Origin of the sequence: Novipirellula methanifontis (assembly GCF_052161655.1) — a bacterium.
GTDB lineage: Bacteria > Planctomycetota > Planctomycetia > Pirellulales > Pirellulaceae > Novipirellula.
On the sequence record NZ_CP197418.1, the window covers coordinates 9,096,757 to 9,118,586 of the forward strand.

Consider the following 21,830-nt stretch of genomic DNA (forward strand, 5'->3'; position numbering starts at 1 on the left):
AGGAACCTTGTCATGGCCATTGTTTTAAAATCAGAACGACCGTCGGATCCAACGAATGCCGCACGTAGCGTTACCGGTTTGGCAGGCTTCAACTTGGACGACCTCGCCGACGCCGGACGCAGCCGAATCGACGAATGTCGCAAACAAGTCGCCACGATGCTGGAACAAGCCAAGAAAGATGCGGAACTGATTCGCAAAAAGGCTCACGAGCAGGGCTACCAGGACGGGCTGGCCAAGGCCGCAATTGATTCCGACAAAAAGATCAAGGCACAAGCCGAAACTCTGGCTGCCGACTCGCTGAAAATCATTCACAATGCGGTCGAGCATTTGCATCGAATCCACGAGGATTGGATGCAGCAATACGCCGACTCGTTGACGGCGATCGCGATCGCGGCCGCAGAAAAAGTGATCCGCCGCCAACTCAACGGCGACGAAACCATTCTGGTCCGCTGGGCCGAAGAGGCACTGCGAAGCACGCGATCGGCGACACGATTGATCTTGGCCGTTCATCCGGAAACGTTGGTCAACCTCGGCCAAATCTTTGACGAACTACTGGCGTCACCCGATTTGCCGGAACAAACGACCGTGGAACCGGATGAAACCGTGGCCCTCGATGCGGTCGTCGTCCGACAACCCGGCGGCGAGATTCGCGCGGGACTCGACGAACAATTGCTGCGATTACAGGAGTTGTTGGTATGAGTGCGGCAACGTTCAAATACAAAATCAATCCGCCCAAGATTCACCAAGCGGAAACCGCGTCGCGAATCATCCGCGAAGCGATGACGAATCACATCACCGGACGGATTGCGGCGGTGCGTGGTGACGCGATCGAATTGGAAGGGATGACGGCACCGATCGGTGCGATCTGCGAAGTTTGTCCCGATACTCCGAACAGTCGACTCGCACGCGTGATCGGATTCCAAGGTGTGCGGCCGATCATCGCGGCGTTGGAAACGATGGCTCCGATCGCTGCCGGTGACAAAGTGCGTTTAGTTGGTGGGTCCATGAACTTGCGAGCCGGCGCCTCGTTGTGTGGGCGGGTGATCGACGCGCTGGGGCGTCCAATCGACGGCAAACCGCTTCCCGATGACTTGGCACCGGTCGACAGCACCCGGATGGCTCCGGAATCACTGGATCGTCCTCCAATCGACACTCCGTTACAAACCGGCGTGCGGGCGATCGACAGCATGTTAACGTGTGGCAACGGTCAACGATTGGGCATTTTTGCGGGTTCGGGTGTCGGCAAAAGTACCCTGCTGGGAATGTTGGCGCGTGGATCGAGTGCGGATCGCATTGTGATTTGCATGGTCGGCGAGCGAGGCCGTGAGGTGCAAGAATTTATTCAGCGAAGTTTGGGCGAAGAGGGACTGCGGCGCAGCGTCGTGGTGGTCGCAACGAGTGATCGCCCGGCGGCACAGCGAATCGCGGCCACGTGGACCGCGACGGCGATCGCAGAGTCGTTTCGCGACGAAGGCAAAAACGTACTGTTGCTGATGGACTCGGTCACCCGCTTGGCGATGGCCCAGCGTGAACTCGGATTGGCCTCAGGCGAACCGCCCACAACACGTGGTTATCCGCCCAGTGTTTTTAATCTGTTGCCTCAAGTGGTCGAAAGGGCAGGGCGGACCAAGCTCGGATCGATCACCGCGTTTTACACGGTGTTGGTCGAAGGCGACGATAACAATGAACCGATTGCCGATACGCTGCGTGGACTGCTCGATGGCCACATCGTGCTCAGCCGAGACCTGGCGGCGCAAGCTCAATGGCCTCCGATCGATGTGCTGCAGAGTCTGAGCCGATTGCAAAGTCATATCGTTTCTCCGGCAACACTCAATGCGGCCAGCGAAGTGCGACGCTACTTGAGCGACTACAAGAAGAACGCCGACTTGATTTCGATCGGAGCCTATCGCAACGGAAGCGACCCGAATGTCGACCGGGCGATTTCGATGCGTGAACCCTTAAAACGATTCCTCTCGCAAGACGCAAAAGAGATTGCCCCGATGGAGCAATCGCTGCTGGTGTTGGAAGGATTGATCGCAAGCCAAGTGGGCGTGAATCCGCAACCCGCTGCGGCAGCTCCCCTTTCCCAAAAGCCAAATCCCCAGCCCGGCGCGGTGCCGCCGGCGAGTTAGGAGAAGTAGGGTAATGGATCTTGCTAAAGTTCCTGCCACACCCAAAAAACAGGGAGCTTTAGCAAGCTCCACTACATTAGAACCCCCAATTTTCATACTAGACAAACCACTACAAGCCTAACCCACATGAAGTATGAATTTCGCTTTGAATCGATCCTGGACCTTCGTCAACGTGAACGTGACGAAATGGGGGGACTCGTGGGCGAAGCGAACATGGCGATCGCCAAGATCGATCAGCAAATCCAAGACCTCGAACAAGAACGGCAAAGCCTGCGAAACGAGGACGCTCAATCACGACTTGGCGACGTCGCCGTCGATCGTTTGCTCGCTCGTGGCCGCTTTGATTTGCAACTGCAAGCCGAAATTAACGGACTGCTCCAAACCCGGGCAAAGCTGGAAGAAGAACTGGAACGGCGACAACAAAAACTTCGCGATGCGGAAACTGAAGTCAAAAAGTTCCAGCGAATGAGAGAACTCGACCGCCACGAGTACCAACAAGAAATGATTCGTCGCGAACAAATGGAAATCGACGAAATGAATAATCGCCGGTTCGCCATCGCAAGCCGAAAGTTGCGTGACACCCACCTCGGCTGAGCAGTTAGGCAGGAGTCTTTCAGAAAATTGGCCGTTTTGGCGCTAGCCACGGTTCCGGCGCTGAACCGGGGCTAGTGCCAAAACGGCTAACGGAATTTCACCCATGATTCCTGCTTAGCAGCAACCCAAATTTCCAAATGCAATCAATGAACCATGATCAATAAACTCACCTACGCCTTCACCGCCTTTTGCATTGGCACGGTGCTAACCCAAATGATCTTGTTTGGCTACTTCGTGACGCAAGGGTCAATCAATGGTGACACGATGACCAAAGTCATTGCGTTACTTAATGGCATTGATATCTCCGGAAATCGGCTGCAACAGATCCTGGCCCAGAGCGAAGACCGCGAACAACCCGACTTTGAAGAGATTTTGCAAGCAAGGAAAATGGAAAGCTTGGAAATGGATATGAGGTTGCGAAGTCAGGATCAGTACCGTGATGAGCTGAGTCAGATGGAAGCAAACCTGCGAGAAAAAACAAAATTTTTCGATGAACGTCGCGAAGCTTTCAATGACAAGCTTGCGAAGATGGAGAAGGGAGCGAAGGACAAAGGGTTGCTAGAAGTGCAAAAAACGCTGCAATCTCTCGATGCAGTGCAAGCAAAGGAGCAACTTTTGAGAATCTATGACGATGAAAGAGTTGATGAGGTCGTCAATATTGTTCAAGCCATGCCCATCGATAAACGAAAAGATATATTGGCGGAGTTTGTTCAGCCATCCGAAGCAGACAAACTCTCCGAGATCCTACGCCGCATCGGCGAAGGGTATCCAACCACGTCCCTGATTAGTCAGGCAGGCGGCGAGTAGCGTTTTGCTAGCGATTTCTCTAGCGGCGCCGATTCGCCACTAGGGAGGCCTCGAAGATGAGCGAGTCGCAAACGACATCCAGCACCGCTGGCGTACGAACTCCCACGCAAAATCGCTTGCGATCGTTCGGCACCCAACTGCAATCGATCGATCCCTCCAGCGGCATCATCGATGCTTTTGCCGACGTCTTTGCCCAGATCGCCGCGATCGAGTCGCCACAGAACCCATCCAACGTGTCGGCCCAGTCGGAGTCAACAACGCAGACGGAGTCGTCGTCCCAAAGCGATGACAACGACGAGACAAATGTGCGGGAATCCAACGACAGCGACGAAGTGAATGCCGAGAAGCAGGAAGTGGATTCTGACTTGGCAGCGATTGCGATTGGCAGCGAACAAAGCGAAACGGAAACAGAAACCGTCGTTGACGAAACGGGCGATGAGGACGATGTCGTCGCCGAGACTAAGGCCAGCGACGATAAAAACGCCAATGACACGCCTGCGATTGCCGCTGTGCAAGTAAAGAGCGAAGCCAGCGAGTCAAGTGACGAGGGTCAGCTAAATACGTCCGCGGACGCGGATATCGTCAAAGTCGATCCGGCGTCAGAACACGAGCTGAAACAACAGAAATCGGCGGCCCAGGACGACTCAGCGGCCACCGACCCGCTCGTTCGCGTTCAATCGGGCAAGCAAGACGCTACGGAGACAAACCAGGACGCTGCGACCACCTCGGAGTCCTTGTCAACGGATGCGACATCGGAAACCGAGTCCGAATCCAACTCAGGGGATCACCGTCGCGATTCACGCGAACGTCCCCGTGATCACTTTGGTCCCGTCAACGGCGGCGATCGATCCGGTGGTGGTACACCTGACGAAGCCGCGTCAGCACCACGCAGCGGACAAGCTGCCTCGCCATCTGCATCGGCGACCGCGACGCTACCGATTCCTGAATCGCTGACCAGCGTGGAAGCGACGACCACTCCGACTGCAAACGTCAGTCCCGCAGCACAGCAGGCGGTCGAAGCGATCACGCAGACGGCAGCCGCAGCAGCGGGTGCCGCACGCACCGCCGCAACCGGAAACGCATCGTCGGCGACATCAACAAACAGTGCAGCTCGAGATGGCAGCGGAGCTGTCAGTGGACCGAACACAACCGCGTCGGCTGCGGATGCGACGACAAAACGACCTGAAAAGGGTGGCAACGCATCCACGACCGATTTGATTTCGCGAGCCAAATTGATCCAGCGTGTCAGTCGTGCATTCCAGCATCTCGGGCCCGACGGCGGCAATGTACGGCTTCGTTTGGCGCCTGCAGAGTTGGGCACGGTCCGCTTGGAAATGCAAATCAAGTCCAACAAGATTCAAACACGCGTGGTCGCAGAAACCGAAGCGGCCGCGGCGGCATTGCGTGAGAACCTGCCTGAACTGCGAGCACGGCTGCAATCGCAAGGGATGCAGATCGAGCAGTTGACGGTGGAAGTCGAAAAAGATCCTCAGTCGGGCGAGCGTTCGTTTAGCGGGCACCAATCCGGAGCAGAGCAGGGCGGGGCAGGGTACTCGGGGGATCGCTGGCAATCACCCCGCCAATCGCCTCGTCCTAGACCCACGCAAGATCATGGGGCTGCCGCGGGTCGTGGGCAAATCAACACGCCGCAGATCGCTTCGCAAACCACCGGCGTGGACGTGAAGCTGTAGAAGGCCGCGTAGACGTTTTCGCTGATGCTTTCGTCGACTCTTGGTAGCGAAACTCGCCAAGAGTTTCGTCAAGCGACCGGCCTTTCGTAGCGAAACTCGCGGAGAGTTTCGTCAAGCAACGGCCGAAGAAATGTAGGATGAGTCTCCAAGTCGTCCAAGCGACAGTAACACGACTCAGAGAGTCACGCTACTTTGAAAAACTGATTTGTCCGGCCGAAAGTCTTGGCGACTTTCGCTACAGAAAGACTGTCGTACTCACGCCCCGAAAGTCTTGGCGACTTTCGCTACGGTTGCGAGTACGCAACTCAAAACCTACCGCGAGGCTCGCAGCAAACCGCGAGCTCGGCGAACGGCCGTGTCTTTGATATCGGCTTCTTGAACCGTAGCCGAAGGCATTTCCAACGCTTCGTTTAGCGTTGTTCTCGCCTTATCACTATCGAGCAAATCGACGGGTGTTGCACGTGCGGTCAAAATACTGACCACATCGCCTTCGACTTGGGCGAACCCACCGTCGATGAAATAACGCTCGGGACCGGCGGCAGTTTGCAACCGCAGCGTACCGAACCCAAGTCGCCCGATCATCGGCGCGCGGCCCGTCAGGATACCTAACTCGCCATCGGCCATCGGTAACGCGACAAAGTCGGCCTCGCGGTCAAACTCCGTACGCTCAGGCGTGACGACAATACATCGAATGGCCATCGTTTACTTGTTCTCCATCTTCTTAGCCTGAGCTTCGGCTTGCTCGATCGCACCGACGTACATGAACGCTCGCTCGGGCAAGTGATCGTAATCACCGTTACAAATTCCTTCGAAGCTGCGGATTGTGTCTTCGAGTGAGGTGATCTCACCCTTCTTGCCGGTGAAGACTTCGGCCACGAGGAACGGTTGCGACAAGAATCGCTCGATACGACGAGCACGATGCACGATCATCTTGTCGCTTTCGCTCAACTCATCGACACCCAGAATCGCAATGATGTCTTGAAGTTCGCGGTATCGTTGCAGAATCGTTTGCACGCGGCGAGCAATCGCGTAGTGACGATCGCCAACGTATTGTGGATCCAAAATACGCGAGTTCGATGCCAACGGGTCGATCGCAGGGTAAATGCCCTTTTCCGAAATCGATCGCTCGAGGTAGATGAACGCGTCCAACTGGCCGAACGCCGTTGCTGGTGCAGGGTCAGTCGGGTCATCCGCAGGAACGTAAACGGCTTGAACCGAGGTGATCGCTCCCTTCTTGGTCGATGTAATCCGCTCTTGCAACGCACCCATTTCGGTCGCCAGCGTCGGTTGGTAACCCACAGCCGAAGGCATACGTCCAAGCAACGCCGATACTTCCGAACCGGCTTGCGAGAAGCGGAAGATGTTGTCGACGAATAGTAGCGTGTCCGCTCCGGTCGAATCGCGGAAGAACTCAGCCATCGTCAGTGCGGACAAGGCAACGCGAAGACGCGAACCTGGTGGCTCGTTCATCTGGCCGAACACCATGCACGTTTGCTCGATAACTTTACGGCCGGTTTCGCCGATTTCCGCTTCTTGCATTTCCAACCAAAGGTCGGTTCCTTCGCGAGTTCGCTCACCCACACCGGCGAATACCGAGTAACCGCCGTGGCTACTTGCGATACGAGCGATCAACTCAGTCAAAATAACGGTCTTACCTAGCCCCGCCCCCCCGAACAAACCTGCCTTACCACCACGCACGAACGGGGTCAGCAGGTCGATCACCTTGATGCCGGTTTCGAATACTTCGGTGTTCGTCGACAGCTCGGAAATCGGAGGAGCTTGGCGGTGAATCGGCCAGTAATCTTCGGCTTCGACTTCACCACGGTTATCGATGGGTTGGCCAAGCACGTTGAACACGCGGCCTAGGGTTTTGACACCGACGGGAACGGTCACGGGACGGCCCAAGTCGAGCACCTCCATGCCTCGCATCATACCGTCGGTACTGCCCAGAGCGATCGCGCGAACGCGTCCGCCACCGAGGTGCTGTTGGACTTCGCCGACCAAGTTGATCGTGACCCCTTTGTGCTCGCTTTTGATCTCCACAGCGTTGTAGATCTTAGGAAGCTTTTTCTCAGGGAACTCCGCATCAAAGGTAGAACCAATGACTTGCGTGACTTTACCAACGGCGCCTTGTTCGATTGCGGTGGACATAGCTTGTTTTTAGGTATCGAGAGGAAGTTGATGTTTTGGATTGGCTAGCACTGCTAGCCTCTGCGTATGGACCCGTTTGCACCTGCGCGGACGCCGGTGCGATTTGTTTTGACTTATTTGGCGAGTGCTTCGACGCCGCCGATGATTTCCATAATTTCGCCAGTAATCTGGCTCTGACGTGCTCGGTTGTACGTCATCGAAAGCTGCTTGATCATGTCGCCTGCATTCTCGGTCGCACCCTTCATCGCGATCATCCGAGCAACCTGCTCGCTGACGGCCGCGTCGAGGAAACACTTGAACAAACGCACTTTGAAGCTTGTCGGCACGACTTCTTCTAAAATGCTTTCGGCGGATGGCAAGAATTCGAATTCGACTGACTTTTCATCGTCGTCACTTGCTGCGGCTTCCTCGTCACTCAAGGAACCCAGTGGCAGCAGCGTTTCAATCGTGGCAATTTGGCGACTGGTGCTGATGAATTTGGTGTAAACCACATCCAAGCGGTCAATCTTGCCGGTGACATATTCGGTTAGATACTTCTCGGCGATCTTTTCGACTTCGTCATAAGCCGGTTGATCTTCAAATCCCAAGTAAGCATTGTCGACAATCGTCTTGCGGAACTTCAAACCGTTCACGCCTCGTTTGCCGCTAGCATCCACTGCGACTTCGTCGATCGTGTCGCGAAGTTCACGAATGCGTGGCATCGCAGTTCGCAGGACGTTGCCGTTGTAACCGCCACACAAACCGCGGTTGCTCGCCAACACCAATACGCGAGCTTTGTCGGGGTTGTCGCGAGGTTCGAGCAGTGGGTGTTTAACATCCAAACCGGCCGCAGCCAACCGTTTGACGATCTTGGTAATTTGATCGGTATAGGCGGTCGCAGCCTGGGCACGATCCATTGCCTTCTTGTAACGCGCGGTCGCAATCAACTCCATCGTTCGCGTGATTTTGCGAATATTGCGAATCGACTTGCGTCGTTTATCGAGTGCTCGTGCGTTGGCCATAAGATGAGGCGATCGTTACTGGAACAAACGGAGGTTAAACGGATATTGGTAAGGTCGACCGTCGCGTACGGCCAAGGCGGCAATAATTCCGAAAACGATTTGCAGCACCATCGGCACAAACACAATCGGAAATAGGGCACCACAACTGGCGACGAATAGGACGCCACAAACCACACTCAAAATCAGCAACGTGATCTGAAAATTGAGTGCTTCTTTGGCTTGCGACTCCGCAAACGGTGACTTGTCTTTCTGGGTTAAGTAAATAATCAAAGGGCCGATGAACCCTAACAAACCGCCCGCTAAAATCCCGGCACATCCGGATAGATGTGCAATCAACGCTAAATTTCGGTCTTCGTTGGTGGGGGTGAAATCGGGTGGTTCGATCGGTGGTTGTTCGTGACTCGATTCGGGCGGCTGAAATGGGTTGTTCATAAAACTTACCTTTCTCCGGCCGCCGAATGCAGAGGCACTACAGTTCCACTACTACTGGCTTGTAGCCGGATTTGAAATCTTTGATGACGGAAACGATCGATTCAGTGATCTCGTCGGTCAGGTCACCCTTTGACTCCAAATCGCTAAGCAGTTTGCCGTGCTTATCGTGGACAAATTGGATGAAATCCTTTTCCCACTGAGGGACCGACTTGATCGGTACATCGTCCAAATGACCGCGGGTTCCTGCGAACAAACTCAAAACTTGCTCGGTCACCGACATCGGTTGGTATTGAGGCTGCTTGAGCAGCTCGACCATGCGATATCCGCGATCCAATTGGCTTTGCGTGTCGGCGTCCAGGTCCGTACCGAGTTGGGCGAATGCTTCCAAGGCACGAAACGCTGCCAAGTCGAGGCGCAAACCACCGGCAACTTTTTTCATTGCCTTGATCTGAGCGGCTCCACCCACGCGAGAAACCGAGATACCGGCGTTCATCGCAGGACGAATCCCGGCGAAGAACAAGTCGGGTTGCAGGTAAATTTGACCGTCGGTGATCGAAATCACGTTCGTCGGGATGTATGCGGATACTTCGCCTTCGAGCGTTTCGATGATTGGCAAACTGGTGATCGAACCGCCACCAAGTTCATCCGACAATTTCGCCGAACGCTCCAGCAGACGACTGTGACAGTAGAAAACGTCCCCAGGGTAAGCTTCGCGGCCTGGTGGGCGACGCATCAACAAACTCATTTGGCGATAGGCCGTGGCTTGCTTGCTCAAGTCATCATAAACAACAAGGGCATGGCCGCCGTTGAACATAAAGTGCTCGGCCATCGCGGTTCCGGCGTACGGAGCGATGTATTGAAGCGGGGCAGGGGAGCTAGCACCCGAAGCGATCACGCAGGTGTATTCCATCGCACCTTTTTGCTGCAGCACTTCGACGATGGCTGCAACCGCCGAGTCCTTTTGGCCAACCGCGATGTAGAAACACATCACGCCTTTGCCTTTTTGGTTGATGATCGCGTCGATCGCGATTGCAGTCTTTCCGGTTTTACGGTCACCAATGATCAACTCACGTTGACCACGACCGATTGGAGTCATCGCGTCGATCGCTTTGACACCGGTCTGCATCGGCTCGGTTACCGGTTGACGTTCCGAAACGCCCGTCGCGATGATTTCCACGGGACGAGTGATATCGGTTTGTACGGGGCCTTTGCCGTCCAGTGGGTTACCCAATGGATCGAGCACGCGGCCCATTACGGCGTCGCCTGCAGGCACAGACAACAGCGTGCCGAGTGCTTTGACCTCGTCGCCTTCTTCGATCGTCAAGTAGTCACCAAGGATGATGACCCCGACGGAGTTTTCTTCGAGGTTGAACGCTAGCCCGATCGCACCGTTGGGGAACTCGACCATTTCACCGGCCATGACACCCGACAAACCGTAGACGCGAGCGATACCGTCGCCCACCTCCAACACGGTGCCGACTTCACGAACATCAATCTTACTGTCGAATTGCTCGATCTCTTGTTGCAAGACCGATGCGATTTCATCGCTACTAAATTTCATGGGTAACGCTAATCAATCGATAGGGGCGTTTGAATTGGAATTTTTTATACTAAAGGATCGGCCCATGCACGAGTCACAGGCGATGTTGAAATCAAGTCTTGTCCTGCACGAATTCGTCGAATCGCTTTAGCAATTGACTCGAGAACCCAGCCTTGGCCTTCTTTTGCATTTTGTCGATTCGGTTGACCACACTGCTGTCGTAAACCGTATCGCCGATGCGAATGACCATCCCGCCGATCAAGTCGGTATCAACCGTTTCTTTCAAGCGAACTTCGCGATGAAGCAGCGTGGAAAGTCGTTCGGCAATCTGGCCGCGACTCGAATCGTCAAGAGGGACCGCGGTTCGCACCGTGGCCACTAAACGACCGAGCTTTTCATCCAACTGAGCTTCCGAGGCACGACGAACGGCAGCGACGTAACCCAAGCGATCACGACTCGCCATCACTTTCAAAAACTTGATCAAGATCGGATGAAATTCATCACCAAAAATTCGATCAAGCACTCGGCACTTTTCTTCGGCATCAATTCGCGGCGAAGCGAACGATGCAGCAAGCTGAGGGCTTTGTGAAAGATACTCGTCGACCATCATGCCCAACTGCTGGACGACCTGGTCCGCGACACCTTCGTTTTGCGCCGCAGCGATCAGAGCTCGCGCGTAAGTCGTGCCCAATTGCTCGGCGCCGGTATCGAGAACGGTGTCGTGTTTGGCAGCTTCGGTCATGGGTGGTCAGGGCGTGATGGAAACGCGTTGAAAGGACGGAATAATCTTTTAAATAAACCGAGCCACCTTGGTGGTCCTGGTTTCACAAGCAAGCGGCAAGAACAGGTGCCCTTACCGCGAGCCATCCATTAGTTATTACTAGGAAGTCGATCAAGCGATTGACGGATCAAATCGGCATGGTCTTCCGGACGAAGTTCGCGGCCCACTACCGACTTGGCAACCTGCATCGCCATGTCCGAAGTCTGACCAGCCAAATCGGCCAAAGCAACTTTCTTTGCAGTCTCGATATCCGCGATCGCACGATCACGCGTCCGCTCGGCTTCCGCCTTTGCATCCGCGACGATTCGCTGACCGTTGGTCTCGGCATCACGACGTGCTTCGGCCAACATGCCTTGCACCTTGTTTGCCGCTTCATCGAGCTTGGTTTGATAGTCACTCAACAACGATCGTGCCTCGGCGTTAATACGCTCGGCATTTTCGAGGTCGCCATTGATCTTGTCTTCGCGAGCTTTCAACCCACTGAGAATGGGAGGCCAGACAAACTTGGACAAAATCGCAAACACACCAAGAAAAATCGCGATGTTACAGACCGCCGAACCGATGTCGAACGACAACAACGGCGGAGTGTTCGCGTCGTCGTGTCCGCCTGCCGTTGCGGGATGAACGTGATCACCCTCAACGACTTCCTCGTCGAGAACGTCCGATTTAGCGGCGACCAAAACGGTTGCATCATCAGATCCAGATGCCTCAACCGCCACTTCGGATTTCGCTTTTTCATCGGCATAGCTGCTAGCGGGCGACACACAGATTGTGGCCATCCCTAGGAAGCACAGTACCGACAAACGAGTCAATTTTAAAACCATCGTTTCAACTTTTGCCAAAGGCGGATTTAGCCGAGGATCAACATCAGAATCAATGCAATCACAGTTGCACCTTCGATAAGTGCAGCCGAGATCAGCATCTGGGTGCTGATCGTTCCGCTCGCTTCGGGTTGGCGAGCGATTGCGTCTACAGCAGCACTACCGATGCGGCCAATACCAAGGCCGGCGCCAAGGATAACAAGGCCCATTCCGATACCGACACCCATCTTGCCGACGTTAATAGTTTCCTGGGCCAAAACAAGCGCGAAATCAAACATCTTTCATAAACTCCTGAGCTAATTCTCGAACGGGAAATGCCTGCGTCCATGAACTCGGACGCGGACAGTTTTTGGTTAAAGGGTCAAACAATATTCAGTGAATCAAGGCGGGATCGCCGGCACACTATTCGTGTACCAAAGGCCCCAGTCGTTTTGGATCAATCAACTTGTCAATGTCCATCTGACCTTCGTCGCTAAACGGATGCTCTTCTTCGTGATGGTCGTCATGATGAACTGCGACCATCGCAATGAAAAGCACCGTCAAGAAGGTAAAGATAAACGCTTGCAAAAAGCAGATGAACAACTCAAGCAAAGTCAGCACAATGCCGCCGCCGATGACGGACAAACCGACACCGTAGCCAAGTGCATGTGAAAACTCTGCGGCGGTAAATACGAGGCCAACAAATGCGGCGATCACCAAGTGGCCCGCCATCATCGTTCCAAAAAGCCGCATCGCAAGTACCACACACTTAATAATCAATCCAATCCACTCCAAAGCGTAGAGCGGAATGCCGATTAACAGCATCTTGGGATCGTCCCAACCGATCGGGTTGAAGTGCAAAAAGAATGTCTTTGCTCCTGTCTCGCGAATTCCGATGAACAGGATCGCAATGAAGCTTCCCAGTGCCAAAATCACGTTCAACGACAGGTTCCCCGTCGCCGTTCCGCCCCAATGCGAAAACGCAGTGTTGCCCGTGAACGACTGCAACAGATAGCCAATCGGAATCAACCCAATCACATTGCAGAACAATATGAAAAAGAAGATGGTCCAGATGTAGTAGATGTATTTATCAGTCAGGTGACCGAGGTTCGGCCGAGCCACTTCGTCACGAATGAACGAGCACATCGTCTCGAACAACTGAGCAACGCGTCCGCGTGTTTTGAAGGCCTCGAGCCCTTCTCCCTTTGCACGCACACGGCTTGCAACGTAGGCAAAGACTAACAACACCGTCACCGCACCCACCAAACTCATCATCAGATGGTTGGTGATAAAAAAGTCGTAACGCCCGTCGAAAACATGCAGCGCCGGAATGTCGCCATCACCAACCGGCACACTCACGATTGGATTCTCGTGCAACGGGTGAGGCAGCACATGCGTTATCGGGCTATGGTCGGTAGAAGCAACAAGCAATGGCATCAGGTAAATCGTTATTGAGCTACAGATTTAATTTTAGTGAATACAACCAACAATCTTTACGATTTCAACACACCCACAGATGGTGTGTGCAGAGCAACTGAATTGCTGAAACGTAGCAGCGAAGAGGAGATGAACACGGAAGAGTCTACTAAAGATAAAGGGTCATCGCTTGCCCTGGCAGGCAAAGTTTTTGTTGACAAACTCACATCCGTGTCAGACGTACCATTCTTGGATCGCGTGGCAACTCGATTACGCATGTAAGCGAGCACTCCGACTTCGACCGTGGTCAAATAGGCATACCAACCAATCGTAAAACCAGCCACCCATTGTTTGGATTCGGCCAATTGATAACGGCAGAACAAAAACAGTGCAACCGTCCCAAATAACCGAAAGATCATCCCCATCCCGGAAGCCAGTACAAAATCTCCAAACTGATCCATCGCTGGATCCGTTACCGCAACTTCGGCGTCATGATTACGACGCCAATTTGCGGCGATCGATCTGGCCCATCGCAGACACAAACCAGGCAACATCGACACCACTGCAATCGCGCCACTCAAGGCGGCGACAAACAAAGTGTCTTCGCTCCGATCGGCATCCTGAATCATCACCACACCCACGGTGACCACCGTGGCAATCAACCACGCGGCACCAACCCAAACCAACGCTCGCCGATATAAATCGGAAACGCAGTCCTGGCTTGGCGATCGTCGGGATGAAGTTAGGATCGTCACGTCTTTTTCAAAAATTTACTTAAAAGCGAAGTCAACTTCGCTCCCAATATACGGTCATCAGTTTTCGTTGGGTTGCACCGACTGGCCGGTTTTCGACATTTCAGACCAATGTTCTACTACTTAGGACTTAGCAGAACCTAGGATTTAGGAGAGGATGCTTTGACGATGAACCGTGTCATAGCCAATCCAAACCCAACCATGGTGCTCAGCGCGGTGGCGTACATTTGATCATGATTTCGCCATGCGTCGATCCAATAACCGACGCCGGCGAACAGCAGGGTAATCCCAGCGAGCTCCATCCCTAAACCAACAAATCGAAGCCAAACTGCGTCCCCATTTGCATCATCTTCTGCAACAGGTCCAGGCGTGACATCGACCTTGTCGGTCATCCCATCCGTGTCAGCTGACGGGTCATTAGAATCGGAAGAGCTTTTCGCTGGATTTGGCATCGGCCCCACCTTCTCACAGACGCTGTCGTGGTCGGTTTAACGGGTCCCCATTTTGCGTACCCGCTTTAACTCGACGTGCACAGTGTGACTCGCAAATCGAGAACCACCAGAGGCAGCGACGGATCGCCGCACCTAAAAATAAAACTCGAAACTGACTTCACGATTCACTCATTCATTCTCACCCCCATGCTGATCGCAAGTCGGACCAAGCAAACCCCTGCCACGACAGGACTTCGGACAAAGCCCCGCTTTTTTCTTCCGGGCAATACTGAAGTTACCTCTCCACCGACGAAGTCGGGGAAGACTGCGGATCTAATACGGCATCGCCGCTCCTAAGTCAGCCGTTTGAACGCTAGCGGACTGTTGATTTAATCGAAATGCAATTCACAGCGGTGAGCCGTGGGCCGTAAGGCACCGGGTAATGCGAGGAACCCGGCCGCTCACGCGTCATGGCTCACTAAATCAACAGCCCGCTAGCCGCGGTTGGATGGTGACGAAACCGTGGCTAGCGCCAAAACGGCTAACTAAATCAGCAGTGTGCGAAGATAGTGGAGAGGTGGCAGAAAACCGGCGCAACTAAAAATCACGACAGGCCGAAGTTTTAGCAGGATAGGCTCATGAATTCGGGAAAAACGAAAAAGCTGGACAGTCGAACGAGGTCGCTGTTTCAAAATGAGACAATCGCTGCTCTTTATTCGCGGATTGGCATCTGTAAACCCAGCTTGTCGCGCCGCAGATTGGACGTCACAGCACCCCCCCAATTAAAAATCTCGGGCGAAAGACTGAAAAAGACACTCTTACCACCGTGCAAACTGAATCGACTGCGAAACATAGGCAAAATATCGCAAGAGCGTTTTGAAAACCTATTTTCCCAATAATGCTAGGGAAAACGCAATTTCCGATAACGATTCGGATTCTTTTACCAGTCCGCATCTAGAACTGACGGGATCCCCTTGCCATAATGTTTCAGGGGATGATTGTCCCATTGCTGCCGGATAGGCAGGCGTCGACCGCCACTAACAACACTCCGAAAACTCGGTATTTGAAAGGCAACAAGACGCCAAGCAATGGTAAAACCAGCTCCCCTCGGGATTCAAATCTCAATTTGAGACGCATTTTGGATAAAGGCAATCAACTTTGAGAGCGATTTTGGATCGAAGAACAGGAATCGTGGACCGGGACGCGAAGCGGATCAGATGCGTGATGAAGCGGAAGCAGCATAGGAAGCGATGGACGAACGGTGTCGACAGCCAAACCACCACAGGGTGGAACAACGCTAGTCGTGATCTACATTAATTACGAATTGGCCCTGCCTGATGCAGACGGGGCTTACAGCTTGGAGATGCAGGGTGATTAAAACGGCAGACCTGAAGGCACAAACACGACGAGAACTCGCTGAGTTAGCTAAGACATACGGGGTATCGGGTTGGCATAGCATGCGAAAGGACGACCTCGTAACCGAAATCTCGAAGGTTCAACGCAAACTGCGGCGGAAAGCGGATGCCCAGAAGGCACCTGCGGCTAAAAACGCGGCGTCCAAGAAAACGACGACTTCGCCACGCGTGGCAAGCCCCGTCGCATCTAAGTCCAAAGCCAAAGCGTCGGCACCGATCAGCAAGGGAGCTCAAATCGCAGCTGCCCGTGCTCGCGCGGCCGCCGTCAGCGCCCAGCGATGCGCTGAAGCACTCGACCAAAAAGAGCAGAAGGAACGCGTATCGGCAAAAACCGCTCGCATTCGTGCTCAAATGCGTCGACGTCGCGAGACGCTCGATCGCCATCGCGACATTTCCACAGGCACGCTTGTCGGTGGTTCCGCAGTCACCAATGGCTCCTCTCGAACCCGAAACGGTGAAACCCATCAAGACCGAGTGGTGTTGTTAGTACGTGATTCTTACTGGTTGCAGGCAACTTGGGAAATCACTCGAGCCAGCGTTCAGCGTGCTGAATCCGCTATGGCCGAACGCTGGCATTCGGCAAAACCAATTCTGCGTGTCTTGGCCGTTGGCGATGCCGCAAGCAACCAAGCCGAAAGCGTGGCTCGGGACATCCCGATTCACGGTGGCGTCAACAATTGGTACATCGATGTCGACGAGCCGCCATCTCGCTACCGAGTGGTGATCGGATACGTGGCTGATTTCGGCGAATTCTACACGATCTGTCGCAGCAACGTCGTCGAGACACCGAGTCCTGGCGAATGCGAACGCCTCGACGAGCACTGGAGTGATATCGCCGAAGATTACGAGCGTATTTATTCCCTCAGCGGTGGCTACGAACAAGACGCAGGCGATCTAAAAGACGTGTTCGAAGAACGGCTGCATCGCCCGATGCCAAGCCGAGGCGAACAAGGACAAACCGTGGCTGACCCCAGCTTACTTCGTCAATCAAAGCTGCCGTTCAAAGTCGATGCGGAATTGATCGTGTTCGGAAAAACAACTCCAAACGCCTCGGTCAACATCGCCGGTCGGCCTGTCAAACTACAAGAAGACGGTTCGTTTACCGTTCGCATGCAATTGCCCGATAAACGCCAAGTCCTTCCGGTCACCTGTGAAAGTCGGGATGGATTGCGGCAACGCACAACGGTGATTGCGGTAGAGCGAAACACCAAGGTGATGGAAACGGTCGAAATCGACGATCGCTTCTAGTGACCGGTTAATCACCGCCAATCTTCAAATTGAATTACACTTCACAGGACGGATTTTCTAATCCGTCCTGTTTTTTTGTCCCCACATTCCTCACACCTGGAGCCGCTCGCTTGAAACCTTTTTCACTTTTGCTGACTCTCTGCCTCTCACTTCAAATGATGGCTGCCCCCGTTTGCAATGCCGCCGACGAGTCCGACGCGAAACCTTCCATCAGGGTACTGCTGATCACCGGTGGTTGCTGTCACGATTACGACTTCCAAACCAAGGCCATGCAATTGGCGTTCAAGAATCGCGGCGCTGCCGTGAACTGGACCGTCGTCAATGATGGCGGCAATGGCACAAGTGCCGAAATCGATCTCTACAAAAACCCCAAGTGGGCCGAGGGCTTTGATGTGGTAATCCACAACGAATGCTTCGCTGCAACCACCAACCCCGACTACATTCGCAGCATCACTCGTTCACATCATGCCGGAACCAATGCGGTTGTGATCCACTGTGCGATGCACACTTACCGCGACGCCAAGATCGATGATTGGCGAGAATTTTTGGGAGTCACCAGCCGTCGACATGAGCACCAAAGCCACTACGCGGTCAACGTCGTCGCCCAAGATCATGCGATCATGAACGGTTATCCCGATGGTCACAAAACAGCGATGGACGAACTATACGTGATCGAAAAGAAGTGGCCTAACATGACCGTGTTGGCCACCAGCAAAAGTGAGAAGACCGAGCAGTCGCATCCAGTTTTCTGGACAAACACCTACGGCAAGGCTCGTGTTTTTGGCACCACTTACGGCCACTCGAACGAGACGTTTGAAGATGCGGTTTATCTTGACACGATTGTCAAAGGTACGTTGTGGGCAGCCGGAAAACTGTGATGTTCTCGCGATTGCTTTAGTTCGTGCTCTCTCGACGCATCGATGACTCGGCAACGATCTGGGGCGAGTCCAGATTCAGAAACCCTGGGACCCAAGTGATCGATGAAATGTCGATCGCAACACGAACGGTGATGATTCCACTGGGCGTTGTCGCTTCGACTGAAGCCGGGACGGTTTCGACCGTTGCGTTTTGAATCCCCATCAAGGCGAGTTCGTCGTTCACTCGCTCGACGACCTCGCTTGTGGTTGCCATCGGACGTATTGCGACGCGTGCCCCTTCGCGACTCGCATGAGTAGCGGTTTGCTTGACTAACATCATTCGCCCGAGTTCGACCAACCCAAACGTAAAGGCGATCATCAGCGGTGCGACCAAGGCAAACTCGACGGCGGATGCCGCCAGCCGTGAAGCCTTTTTCTTTCGTCGATTAGATTTGTGAATCATGATCCGTAGCTTTCTTGAACAAGTGTTACTGCACCAACATCACGGGAGTGAATAGATACGAACTTTGATTGACTGGGGTGGAATCCACGATCGCGTATCGCGCCACTGCTTTCGCAGGTTGGACGATGACTCGCTTCTCCGACATTTTCCCGGTTAGCTTGACTTCCAAAATTCGCACACCTTCGAATTTCACGATTGTGTACATCGCGTTATTTCCGTTGCCAGTAACGGTGGTGTAAATCGGGATGATGCGAACTTTGCCAATGATCGAAGCTAGTTCATCTTTGACCCCAGCACTGATCCCCGTGTCACCGTTGAGCTTTAGTTCGCCATTGGAGTCGAATTTGAGCGGTTTACCCAAGTCGATGAAATCTTGCTTGGAAATCCCATGCAGAATTTGGCGTGACAAATCCTTGGTGCTGTTGTTGCTGCCACCGATGTCCACCGTTCCGCGGTTACCGGGCGAACCCGTGCCCTGAGGATAAAGGTTGGTTTCGCAAAGCCCGTCGGAACCCGAATGCACCGACCCATTGTCGAACTCAAAATCATCGTCCGTCAGGCCCGCACACATCGCGACCCAGCTCGGCAGATCGAGTGCAAACGGTAGAATATCAAGCGTTTCATCGTGAGTTTCGGGCTCGTTGAACCCCGAGATCGTGCTGAACATCGCGGCGGTTGCCGTGGTGCGAAGCGATTGACTTTGCCGCCCTGTGACGTCGCCAAAAAACAGCGGCAGCTCGCCGTTGCCACCCGATTGCAGTCGTAGCGTCACCCGCGTGGCGTTGTAAGTAGACGGATCCGATGTGCTCCAAGATTGATCGGGCGAGTAGGTTCCCAGCTCGACATCATCGGAGGAAAATTCAGGGGCATGTTGTCCGACAAAGTTGAGACTAGCGATGCTGTTGGCGGCTTGCCTTGCACTGGCTTGCACCGTACTTTCGGAGGATCCTGAAACCTGCTGGTCAAACAATTCCCAGCATGCGGCCATCGCCGAAGCGTCAGCAGATCGTTGCAACTCGGCTTCGGCAACGCGGATATGCCCCATATCAATCGTGACGGCCATCAAGGCCACGAGACTGACGGTTAAGATCAATCCGAACACGGCCGCCGCACCACGACGTTTACGAGCTGGCATACGGCGGCGATTTGACGAGTGATTTCCATCGGAACTCAACAGACTCATTTGTTTTACATACAGAAGTTTCATTGGACGATATCCTGACGACTTGGTGATTTGAGAGACTTGATGACGAATACATTCCAATCTAAGGTTGCCGGTTCACCGGAACCGGAACCATGGTTCCATCCACATAAAAAACACGCACTTCCAACAGCGTGATGGACGCCACTCGATTTGCCCCAAATCCTATGTCAACGGCATCCAAACTGTGCTGTGGATGATATTGAGATAACCCTATCGAAGCGTCGGAGTTCATCCGAACTAGAAAGTCAGGACCTCCGAAGTCCCCCCACTGACTTGCATGCCCATTCTTGATCGCAAAGAGCATCTGATCGTTCACCGATGCGAGGATGCTTGTCCAGCGAACATGGTCTCCGTCGGAAGACAAAGCGGCCCGAGTCTCGCTGCGTGCTTCGTCAAGAATATGGTCATTCTCAACTGCGGCGACGTGAAAGCCGCCTCCAGAAAACTCTGCGTCGACGGCGTGATTCAGTTGCAACTGAAAGTAGCGACTTTGATCATCCGTCGGGGTGGTAAAAAAAGTCACTTGCGGTGCGTGATTGTTGGCGTCGGGTTCATTGATCACCATCTCCCAGTCTTCTTCAATTTTAAAAATCGCCACATCTTGCCCGTGGCAATAGATCGACGAAGTCATCGTGAACGCCAGGAACGTTGCCATGACGGACTGCCCAAAACGCGACATCGTTACGCTCCAACTGAAAAGGAAAAAGAGAAGTGAAGAGAACCCAACCAATCATTTGCAATGTTCAATGCCAGCCAATTACTGGATCAAAAACGCCTTGCTTTGCGTCCCAATTTGCCGCTCGGCTGACATCGCAAAGGGGCGATGAAGCAGAGGACAAGCAATGAAAATGAAAGGATGTGTTGGTTCTTGAAACCTATGTCAGTTCCCCCAATGCAATCGGAAAACTCTGTAAAAAACCAACAAGTTTGCCCCTGCCCCCCCACAAGAAATCTGGGGTTATGCCGGTCGTAACGATGATCCGACGGCCATCGTTGAAATAGGCGACAGCGAACCGAAAAAGCAGGCCCCCCACGCGTAGGGATGGGCTACGGCCAATCACGAACTCTTCTGCTAGAATCCCCGCTCCACAATCGAATCCTTCCGATCCACCGAGCTTGGGAATGACCAAAGGCTTTTACACTCAAACATTTGTCGTGCTAATGCGCGAGGCGGTTTCCATCGAGTCCGTCGCCACTGTCCTTGCCGACTTTTCACCTTCGGCTCCGAAACCTGCGGCCGAAGATGTATTCACCTGCGGTCCGTCGATCCAGTTGGATATTGATGACCAAGACGAGGGAAAAGTGGTAATCGATGTGGTCGATCAACTTTGGCCAGATGATCCGACAACCGCGGCGGACCCGAGCCGGATCGCGAGAGCGTACCAAGAGGGCCAGCTCGGGCCGTTCACTGCCCCCGAATCCCTGCTCCGCTCGACTCAACAATCATGGAACTGGGAAGCGGGGCGAACCGCGACAAAATTGCACCAAGCGTTTATTCGCATTCGCTGCAGCTACGTTCTCGATGGCAAAGGCACACCTCCGAACCTGCCCAAAAACTACGATCCCTACAATGAGCTGGCGTTCATGACCGAGGTGGTGGGCATGCTGCTGGAACTTCCCGCAGCAATCTGTTACTTCAATCCAGGCGGCGAGGTCCTCAGCGATCTGGAAGTACTGACCGAGAGCGCCGAGTTTTCGGTCGAGCATTCGCTGCCGCCCGTGGAGCTGTGGGCCAACATGCGTTTCCATGAATTCGATCCGGAGTGGTCAGTGATGGACACGGTGGGGCACGTTCAACTCGATATCCCCGATATGGAAGGTTGTTTTCGGCCGCAAGATTACGATGCCGAGGAAGTCGAAAACTTTCTGCGTGATGTAGGCATTTACTTGCTGCAGAACGGCGATGTCATCAAAGACGGAGAGACCTCCGAAGGCCCTGGCGACATCCTTTGGGTCGCACGTGTTCGCGAGAGTGCTCTGAACGGTCCTCGCCGAAGAGTGCTTCGCTGGTTCGCCGACGATGGCGAAGCGATCCCCAAAAGTCTGCTGCGAAAGTAACGCAGCGACAACGCCTTGCTTGATTCGCCCAGCCGAGACTGCTGATTCAGTACGACA

General features: G+C 53.8%; 22 protein-coding genes. 8 read left to right on the top strand and 14 right to left on the bottom strand.

Going from position 1 to position 21,830, the window contains the following annotated elements:
• Positions 1 to 12 precede the first annotated feature (12 nt).
• The 5 genes from SH528x_RS32380 (at position 13) to SH528x_RS32400 (ending at position 5,224) form a co-directional block, all read left to right on the top strand.
• A complete protein-coding gene (locus tag SH528x_RS32380; RefSeq protein ID WP_442507547.1) occupies positions 13 to 699 on the top strand; it encodes a FliH/SctL family protein in 687 nt (228 codons plus the stop codon).
• Positions 696 to 2,132, top strand: a complete 1,437-nt coding sequence (locus SH528x_RS32385; RefSeq protein ID WP_442507548.1) for a FliI/YscN family ATPase — start codon at positions 696 to 698, stop codon at positions 2,130 to 2,132. The genes SH528x_RS32380 and SH528x_RS32385 overlap by 4 nt, the downstream gene beginning before the upstream one ends.
• Before the next feature lie 126 nt (positions 2,133 to 2,258).
• On the top strand, positions 2,259 to 2,726 hold the full coding sequence (fliJ, locus tag SH528x_RS32390; RefSeq protein ID WP_442507549.1) for a flagellar export protein FliJ: 468 nt from the start codon (positions 2,259 to 2,261) through the stop codon (positions 2,724 to 2,726).
• A 264-nt stretch (positions 2,727 to 2,990) separates the two neighbouring features.
• On the top strand, positions 2,991 to 3,533 hold the full coding sequence (locus tag SH528x_RS32395) for a hypothetical protein (protein ID WP_442507550.1): 543 nt from the start codon (positions 2,991 to 2,993) through the stop codon (positions 3,531 to 3,533).
• A gap of 56 nt (positions 3,534 to 3,589) precedes the next feature.
• A complete protein-coding gene (locus tag SH528x_RS32400) occupies positions 3,590 to 5,224 on the top strand; it encodes a flagellar hook-length control protein FliK (RefSeq protein WP_442507551.1) in 1,635 nt (544 codons plus the stop codon).
• A 312-nt stretch (positions 5,225 to 5,536) separates the two neighbouring features.
• Here the strand turns inward: SH528x_RS32400 and SH528x_RS32405 are convergent, their stop codons facing one another.
• The 11 genes from SH528x_RS32405 to SH528x_RS32455 all read right to left on the bottom strand — a co-directional run bounded on the left by SH528x_RS32405 (position 5,537) and on the right by SH528x_RS32455 (position 14,549).
• A complete protein-coding gene (locus SH528x_RS32405; RefSeq protein WP_442507552.1) occupies positions 5,537 to 5,923 on the bottom strand; it encodes a F0F1 ATP synthase subunit epsilon in 387 nt (128 codons plus the stop codon).
• A 3-nt stretch (positions 5,924 to 5,926) separates the two neighbouring features.
• Positions 5,927 to 7,375 (bottom strand): F0F1 ATP synthase subunit beta, encoded by a 1,449-nt coding sequence (gene atpD / locus SH528x_RS32410; RefSeq protein ID WP_442507553.1) that lies wholly within the window; start codon positions 7,373 to 7,375, stop codon positions 5,927 to 5,929.
• Between the two features lie 113 nt (positions 7,376 to 7,488).
• Positions 7,489 to 8,376 (bottom strand): ATP synthase F1 subunit gamma, encoded by an 888-nt coding sequence (gene atpG, locus SH528x_RS32415; protein WP_442507554.1) that lies wholly within the window; start codon positions 8,374 to 8,376, stop codon positions 7,489 to 7,491.
• A 15-nt stretch (positions 8,377 to 8,391) separates the two neighbouring features.
• Positions 8,392 to 8,808 (bottom strand): DUF4870 domain-containing protein, encoded by a 417-nt coding sequence (locus SH528x_RS32420; protein WP_442507555.1) that lies wholly within the window; start codon positions 8,806 to 8,808, stop codon positions 8,392 to 8,394.
• Positions 8,809 to 8,845: 37 nt separating this feature from the next.
• On the bottom strand, positions 8,846 to 10,369 hold the full coding sequence (atpA, locus tag SH528x_RS32425; RefSeq protein WP_442507556.1) for a F0F1 ATP synthase subunit alpha: 1,524 nt from the start codon (positions 10,367 to 10,369) through the stop codon (positions 8,846 to 8,848).
• Positions 10,370 to 10,460: 91 nt separating this feature from the next.
• Entirely contained in the window at positions 10,461 to 11,090 is a 630-nt protein-coding gene (gene atpH, locus SH528x_RS32430; RefSeq protein ID WP_442507557.1) for an ATP synthase F1 subunit delta, read from the bottom strand.
• A gap of 128 nt (positions 11,091 to 11,218) precedes the next feature.
• The gene (atpF, locus tag SH528x_RS32435) at positions 11,219 to 11,953 is read right to left on the bottom strand and encodes a F0F1 ATP synthase subunit B (protein WP_442507558.1); all 735 of its coding nucleotides are present in this window, start codon (positions 11,951 to 11,953) and stop codon (positions 11,219 to 11,221) included.
• Positions 11,954 to 11,979: 26 nt separating this feature from the next.
• A complete protein-coding gene (gene atpE, locus SH528x_RS32440) occupies positions 11,980 to 12,228 on the bottom strand; it encodes an ATP synthase F0 subunit C (RefSeq protein WP_442507559.1) in 249 nt (82 codons plus the stop codon).
• 124 nt (positions 12,229 to 12,352) lie between these two features.
• Complete coding sequence (atpB, locus tag SH528x_RS32445) at positions 12,353 to 13,366, bottom strand: F0F1 ATP synthase subunit A (protein ID WP_442507560.1); 1,014 nt, start codon at positions 13,364 to 13,366, stop codon at positions 12,353 to 12,355.
• A gap of 56 nt (positions 13,367 to 13,422) precedes the next feature.
• The gene (locus SH528x_RS32450; RefSeq protein ID WP_442507561.1) at positions 13,423 to 14,100 is read right to left on the bottom strand and encodes a hypothetical protein; all 678 of its coding nucleotides are present in this window, start codon (positions 14,098 to 14,100) and stop codon (positions 13,423 to 13,425) included.
• Between the two features lie 137 nt (positions 14,101 to 14,237).
• Positions 14,238 to 14,549, bottom strand: coding sequence for an AtpZ/AtpI family protein (locus SH528x_RS32455; RefSeq protein ID WP_442507562.1), 312 nt, complete (start codon positions 14,547 to 14,549; stop codon positions 14,238 to 14,240).
• Between the two features lie 1,349 nt (positions 14,550 to 15,898).
• Here SH528x_RS32455 and SH528x_RS32460 point away from each other — a divergent pair.
• Both SH528x_RS32460 and SH528x_RS32465 read left to right on the top strand, forming a co-directional pair.
• A complete protein-coding gene (locus tag SH528x_RS32460; RefSeq protein WP_442507563.1) occupies positions 15,899 to 17,191 on the top strand; it encodes a DUF4912 domain-containing protein in 1,293 nt (430 codons plus the stop codon).
• Positions 17,192 to 17,346: 155 nt separating this feature from the next.
• Positions 17,347 to 18,069, top strand: a complete 723-nt coding sequence (locus SH528x_RS32465; RefSeq protein ID WP_442507564.1) for a ThuA domain-containing protein — start codon at positions 17,347 to 17,349, stop codon at positions 18,067 to 18,069.
• A 16-nt stretch (positions 18,070 to 18,085) separates the two neighbouring features.
• On the opposite strand, the gene SH528x_RS32470 is transcribed toward SH528x_RS32465, so the two are convergent.
• The 3 genes from SH528x_RS32470 to SH528x_RS32480 are packed head-to-tail and all read right to left on the bottom strand — an operon-like array spanning position 18,086 to position 20,394.
• Entirely contained in the window at positions 18,086 to 18,511 is a 426-nt protein-coding gene (locus SH528x_RS32470) for a TadE family protein (protein ID WP_442507565.1), read from the bottom strand.
• 25 nt (positions 18,512 to 18,536) lie between these two features.
• A complete protein-coding gene (locus SH528x_RS32475) occupies positions 18,537 to 19,718 on the bottom strand; it encodes a TadG family pilus assembly protein (RefSeq protein ID WP_442507566.1) in 1,182 nt (393 codons plus the stop codon).
• Between the two features lie 58 nt (positions 19,719 to 19,776).
• Complete coding sequence (locus SH528x_RS32480; protein WP_442507567.1) at positions 19,777 to 20,394, bottom strand: hypothetical protein; 618 nt, start codon at positions 20,392 to 20,394, stop codon at positions 19,777 to 19,779.
• 443 nt (positions 20,395 to 20,837) lie between these two features.
• On the opposite strand from SH528x_RS32480, the gene SH528x_RS32485 reads away from it, so the two are divergent.
• Entirely contained in the window at positions 20,838 to 21,773 is a 936-nt protein-coding gene (locus SH528x_RS32485; protein ID WP_442507568.1) for a DUF4261 domain-containing protein, read from the top strand.
• Positions 21,774 to 21,830: the final 57 nt, after the last annotated feature.

Excerpts from the sequence above, each read along its gene's own strand:
- SH528x_RS32380 (WP_442507547.1), top strand. The coding sequence starts at position 13 with ATGGCCATTGTTTTAAAATCAGAACGACCGTCGGATCCAACGAATGCC.
- SH528x_RS32385 (WP_442507548.1), top strand. The coding sequence starts at position 696 with ATGAGTGCGGCAACGTTCAAATACAAAATCAATCCGCCCAAGATTCAC.
- fliJ (WP_442507549.1), top strand. The coding sequence starts at position 2,259 with ATGAAGTATGAATTTCGCTTTGAATCGATCCTGGACCTTCGTCAACGT.
- SH528x_RS32395 (WP_442507550.1), top strand. The coding sequence starts at position 2,991 with ATGACCAAAGTCATTGCGTTACTTAATGGCATTGATATCTCCGGAAAT.
- SH528x_RS32400 (WP_442507551.1), top strand. The coding sequence starts at position 3,590 with ATGAGCGAGTCGCAAACGACATCCAGCACCGCTGGCGTACGAACTCCC.
- SH528x_RS32405 (WP_442507552.1), bottom strand. The coding sequence starts at position 5,923 with ATGGCCATTCGATGTATTGTCGTCACGCCTGAGCGTACGGAGTTTGAC.
- atpD (WP_442507553.1), bottom strand. The coding sequence starts at position 7,375 with ATGTCCACCGCAATCGAACAAGGCGCCGTTGGTAAAGTCACGCAAGTC.
- atpG (WP_442507554.1), bottom strand. The coding sequence starts at position 8,376 with ATGGCCAACGCACGAGCACTCGATAAACGACGCAAGTCGATTCGCAAT.
- SH528x_RS32420 (WP_442507555.1), bottom strand. The coding sequence starts at position 8,808 with ATGAACAACCCATTTCAGCCGCCCGAATCGAGTCACGAACAACCACCG.
- atpA (WP_442507556.1), bottom strand. The coding sequence starts at position 10,369 with ATGAAATTTAGTAGCGATGAAATCGCATCGGTCTTGCAACAAGAGATC.
- atpH (WP_442507557.1), bottom strand. The coding sequence starts at position 11,090 with ATGACCGAAGCTGCCAAACACGACACCGTTCTCGATACCGGCGCCGAG.
- atpF (WP_442507558.1), bottom strand. The coding sequence starts at position 11,953 with ATGGTTTTAAAATTGACTCGTTTGTCGGTACTGTGCTTCCTAGGGATG.
- atpE (WP_442507559.1), bottom strand. The coding sequence starts at position 12,228 with ATGTTTGATTTCGCGCTTGTTTTGGCCCAGGAAACTATTAACGTCGGC.
- atpB (WP_442507560.1), bottom strand. The coding sequence starts at position 13,366 with ATGCCATTGCTTGTTGCTTCTACCGACCATAGCCCGATAACGCATGTG.
- SH528x_RS32455 (WP_442507562.1), bottom strand. The coding sequence starts at position 14,549 with ATGCCAAATCCAGCGAAAAGCTCTTCCGATTCTAATGACCCGTCAGCT.
- SH528x_RS32465 (WP_442507564.1), top strand. The coding sequence starts at position 17,347 with ATGATGGCTGCCCCCGTTTGCAATGCCGCCGACGAGTCCGACGCGAAA.
- SH528x_RS32470 (WP_442507565.1), bottom strand. The coding sequence starts at position 18,511 with ATGATTCACAAATCTAATCGACGAAAGAAAAAGGCTTCACGGCTGGCG.
- SH528x_RS32475 (WP_442507566.1), bottom strand. The coding sequence starts at position 19,718 with ATGAAACTTCTGTATGTAAAACAAATGAGTCTGTTGAGTTCCGATGGA.
- SH528x_RS32480 (WP_442507567.1), bottom strand. The coding sequence starts at position 20,394 with ATGTCGCGTTTTGGGCAGTCCGTCATGGCAACGTTCCTGGCGTTCACG.
- SH528x_RS32485 (WP_442507568.1), top strand. The coding sequence starts at position 20,838 with ATGACCAAAGGCTTTTACACTCAAACATTTGTCGTGCTAATGCGCGAG.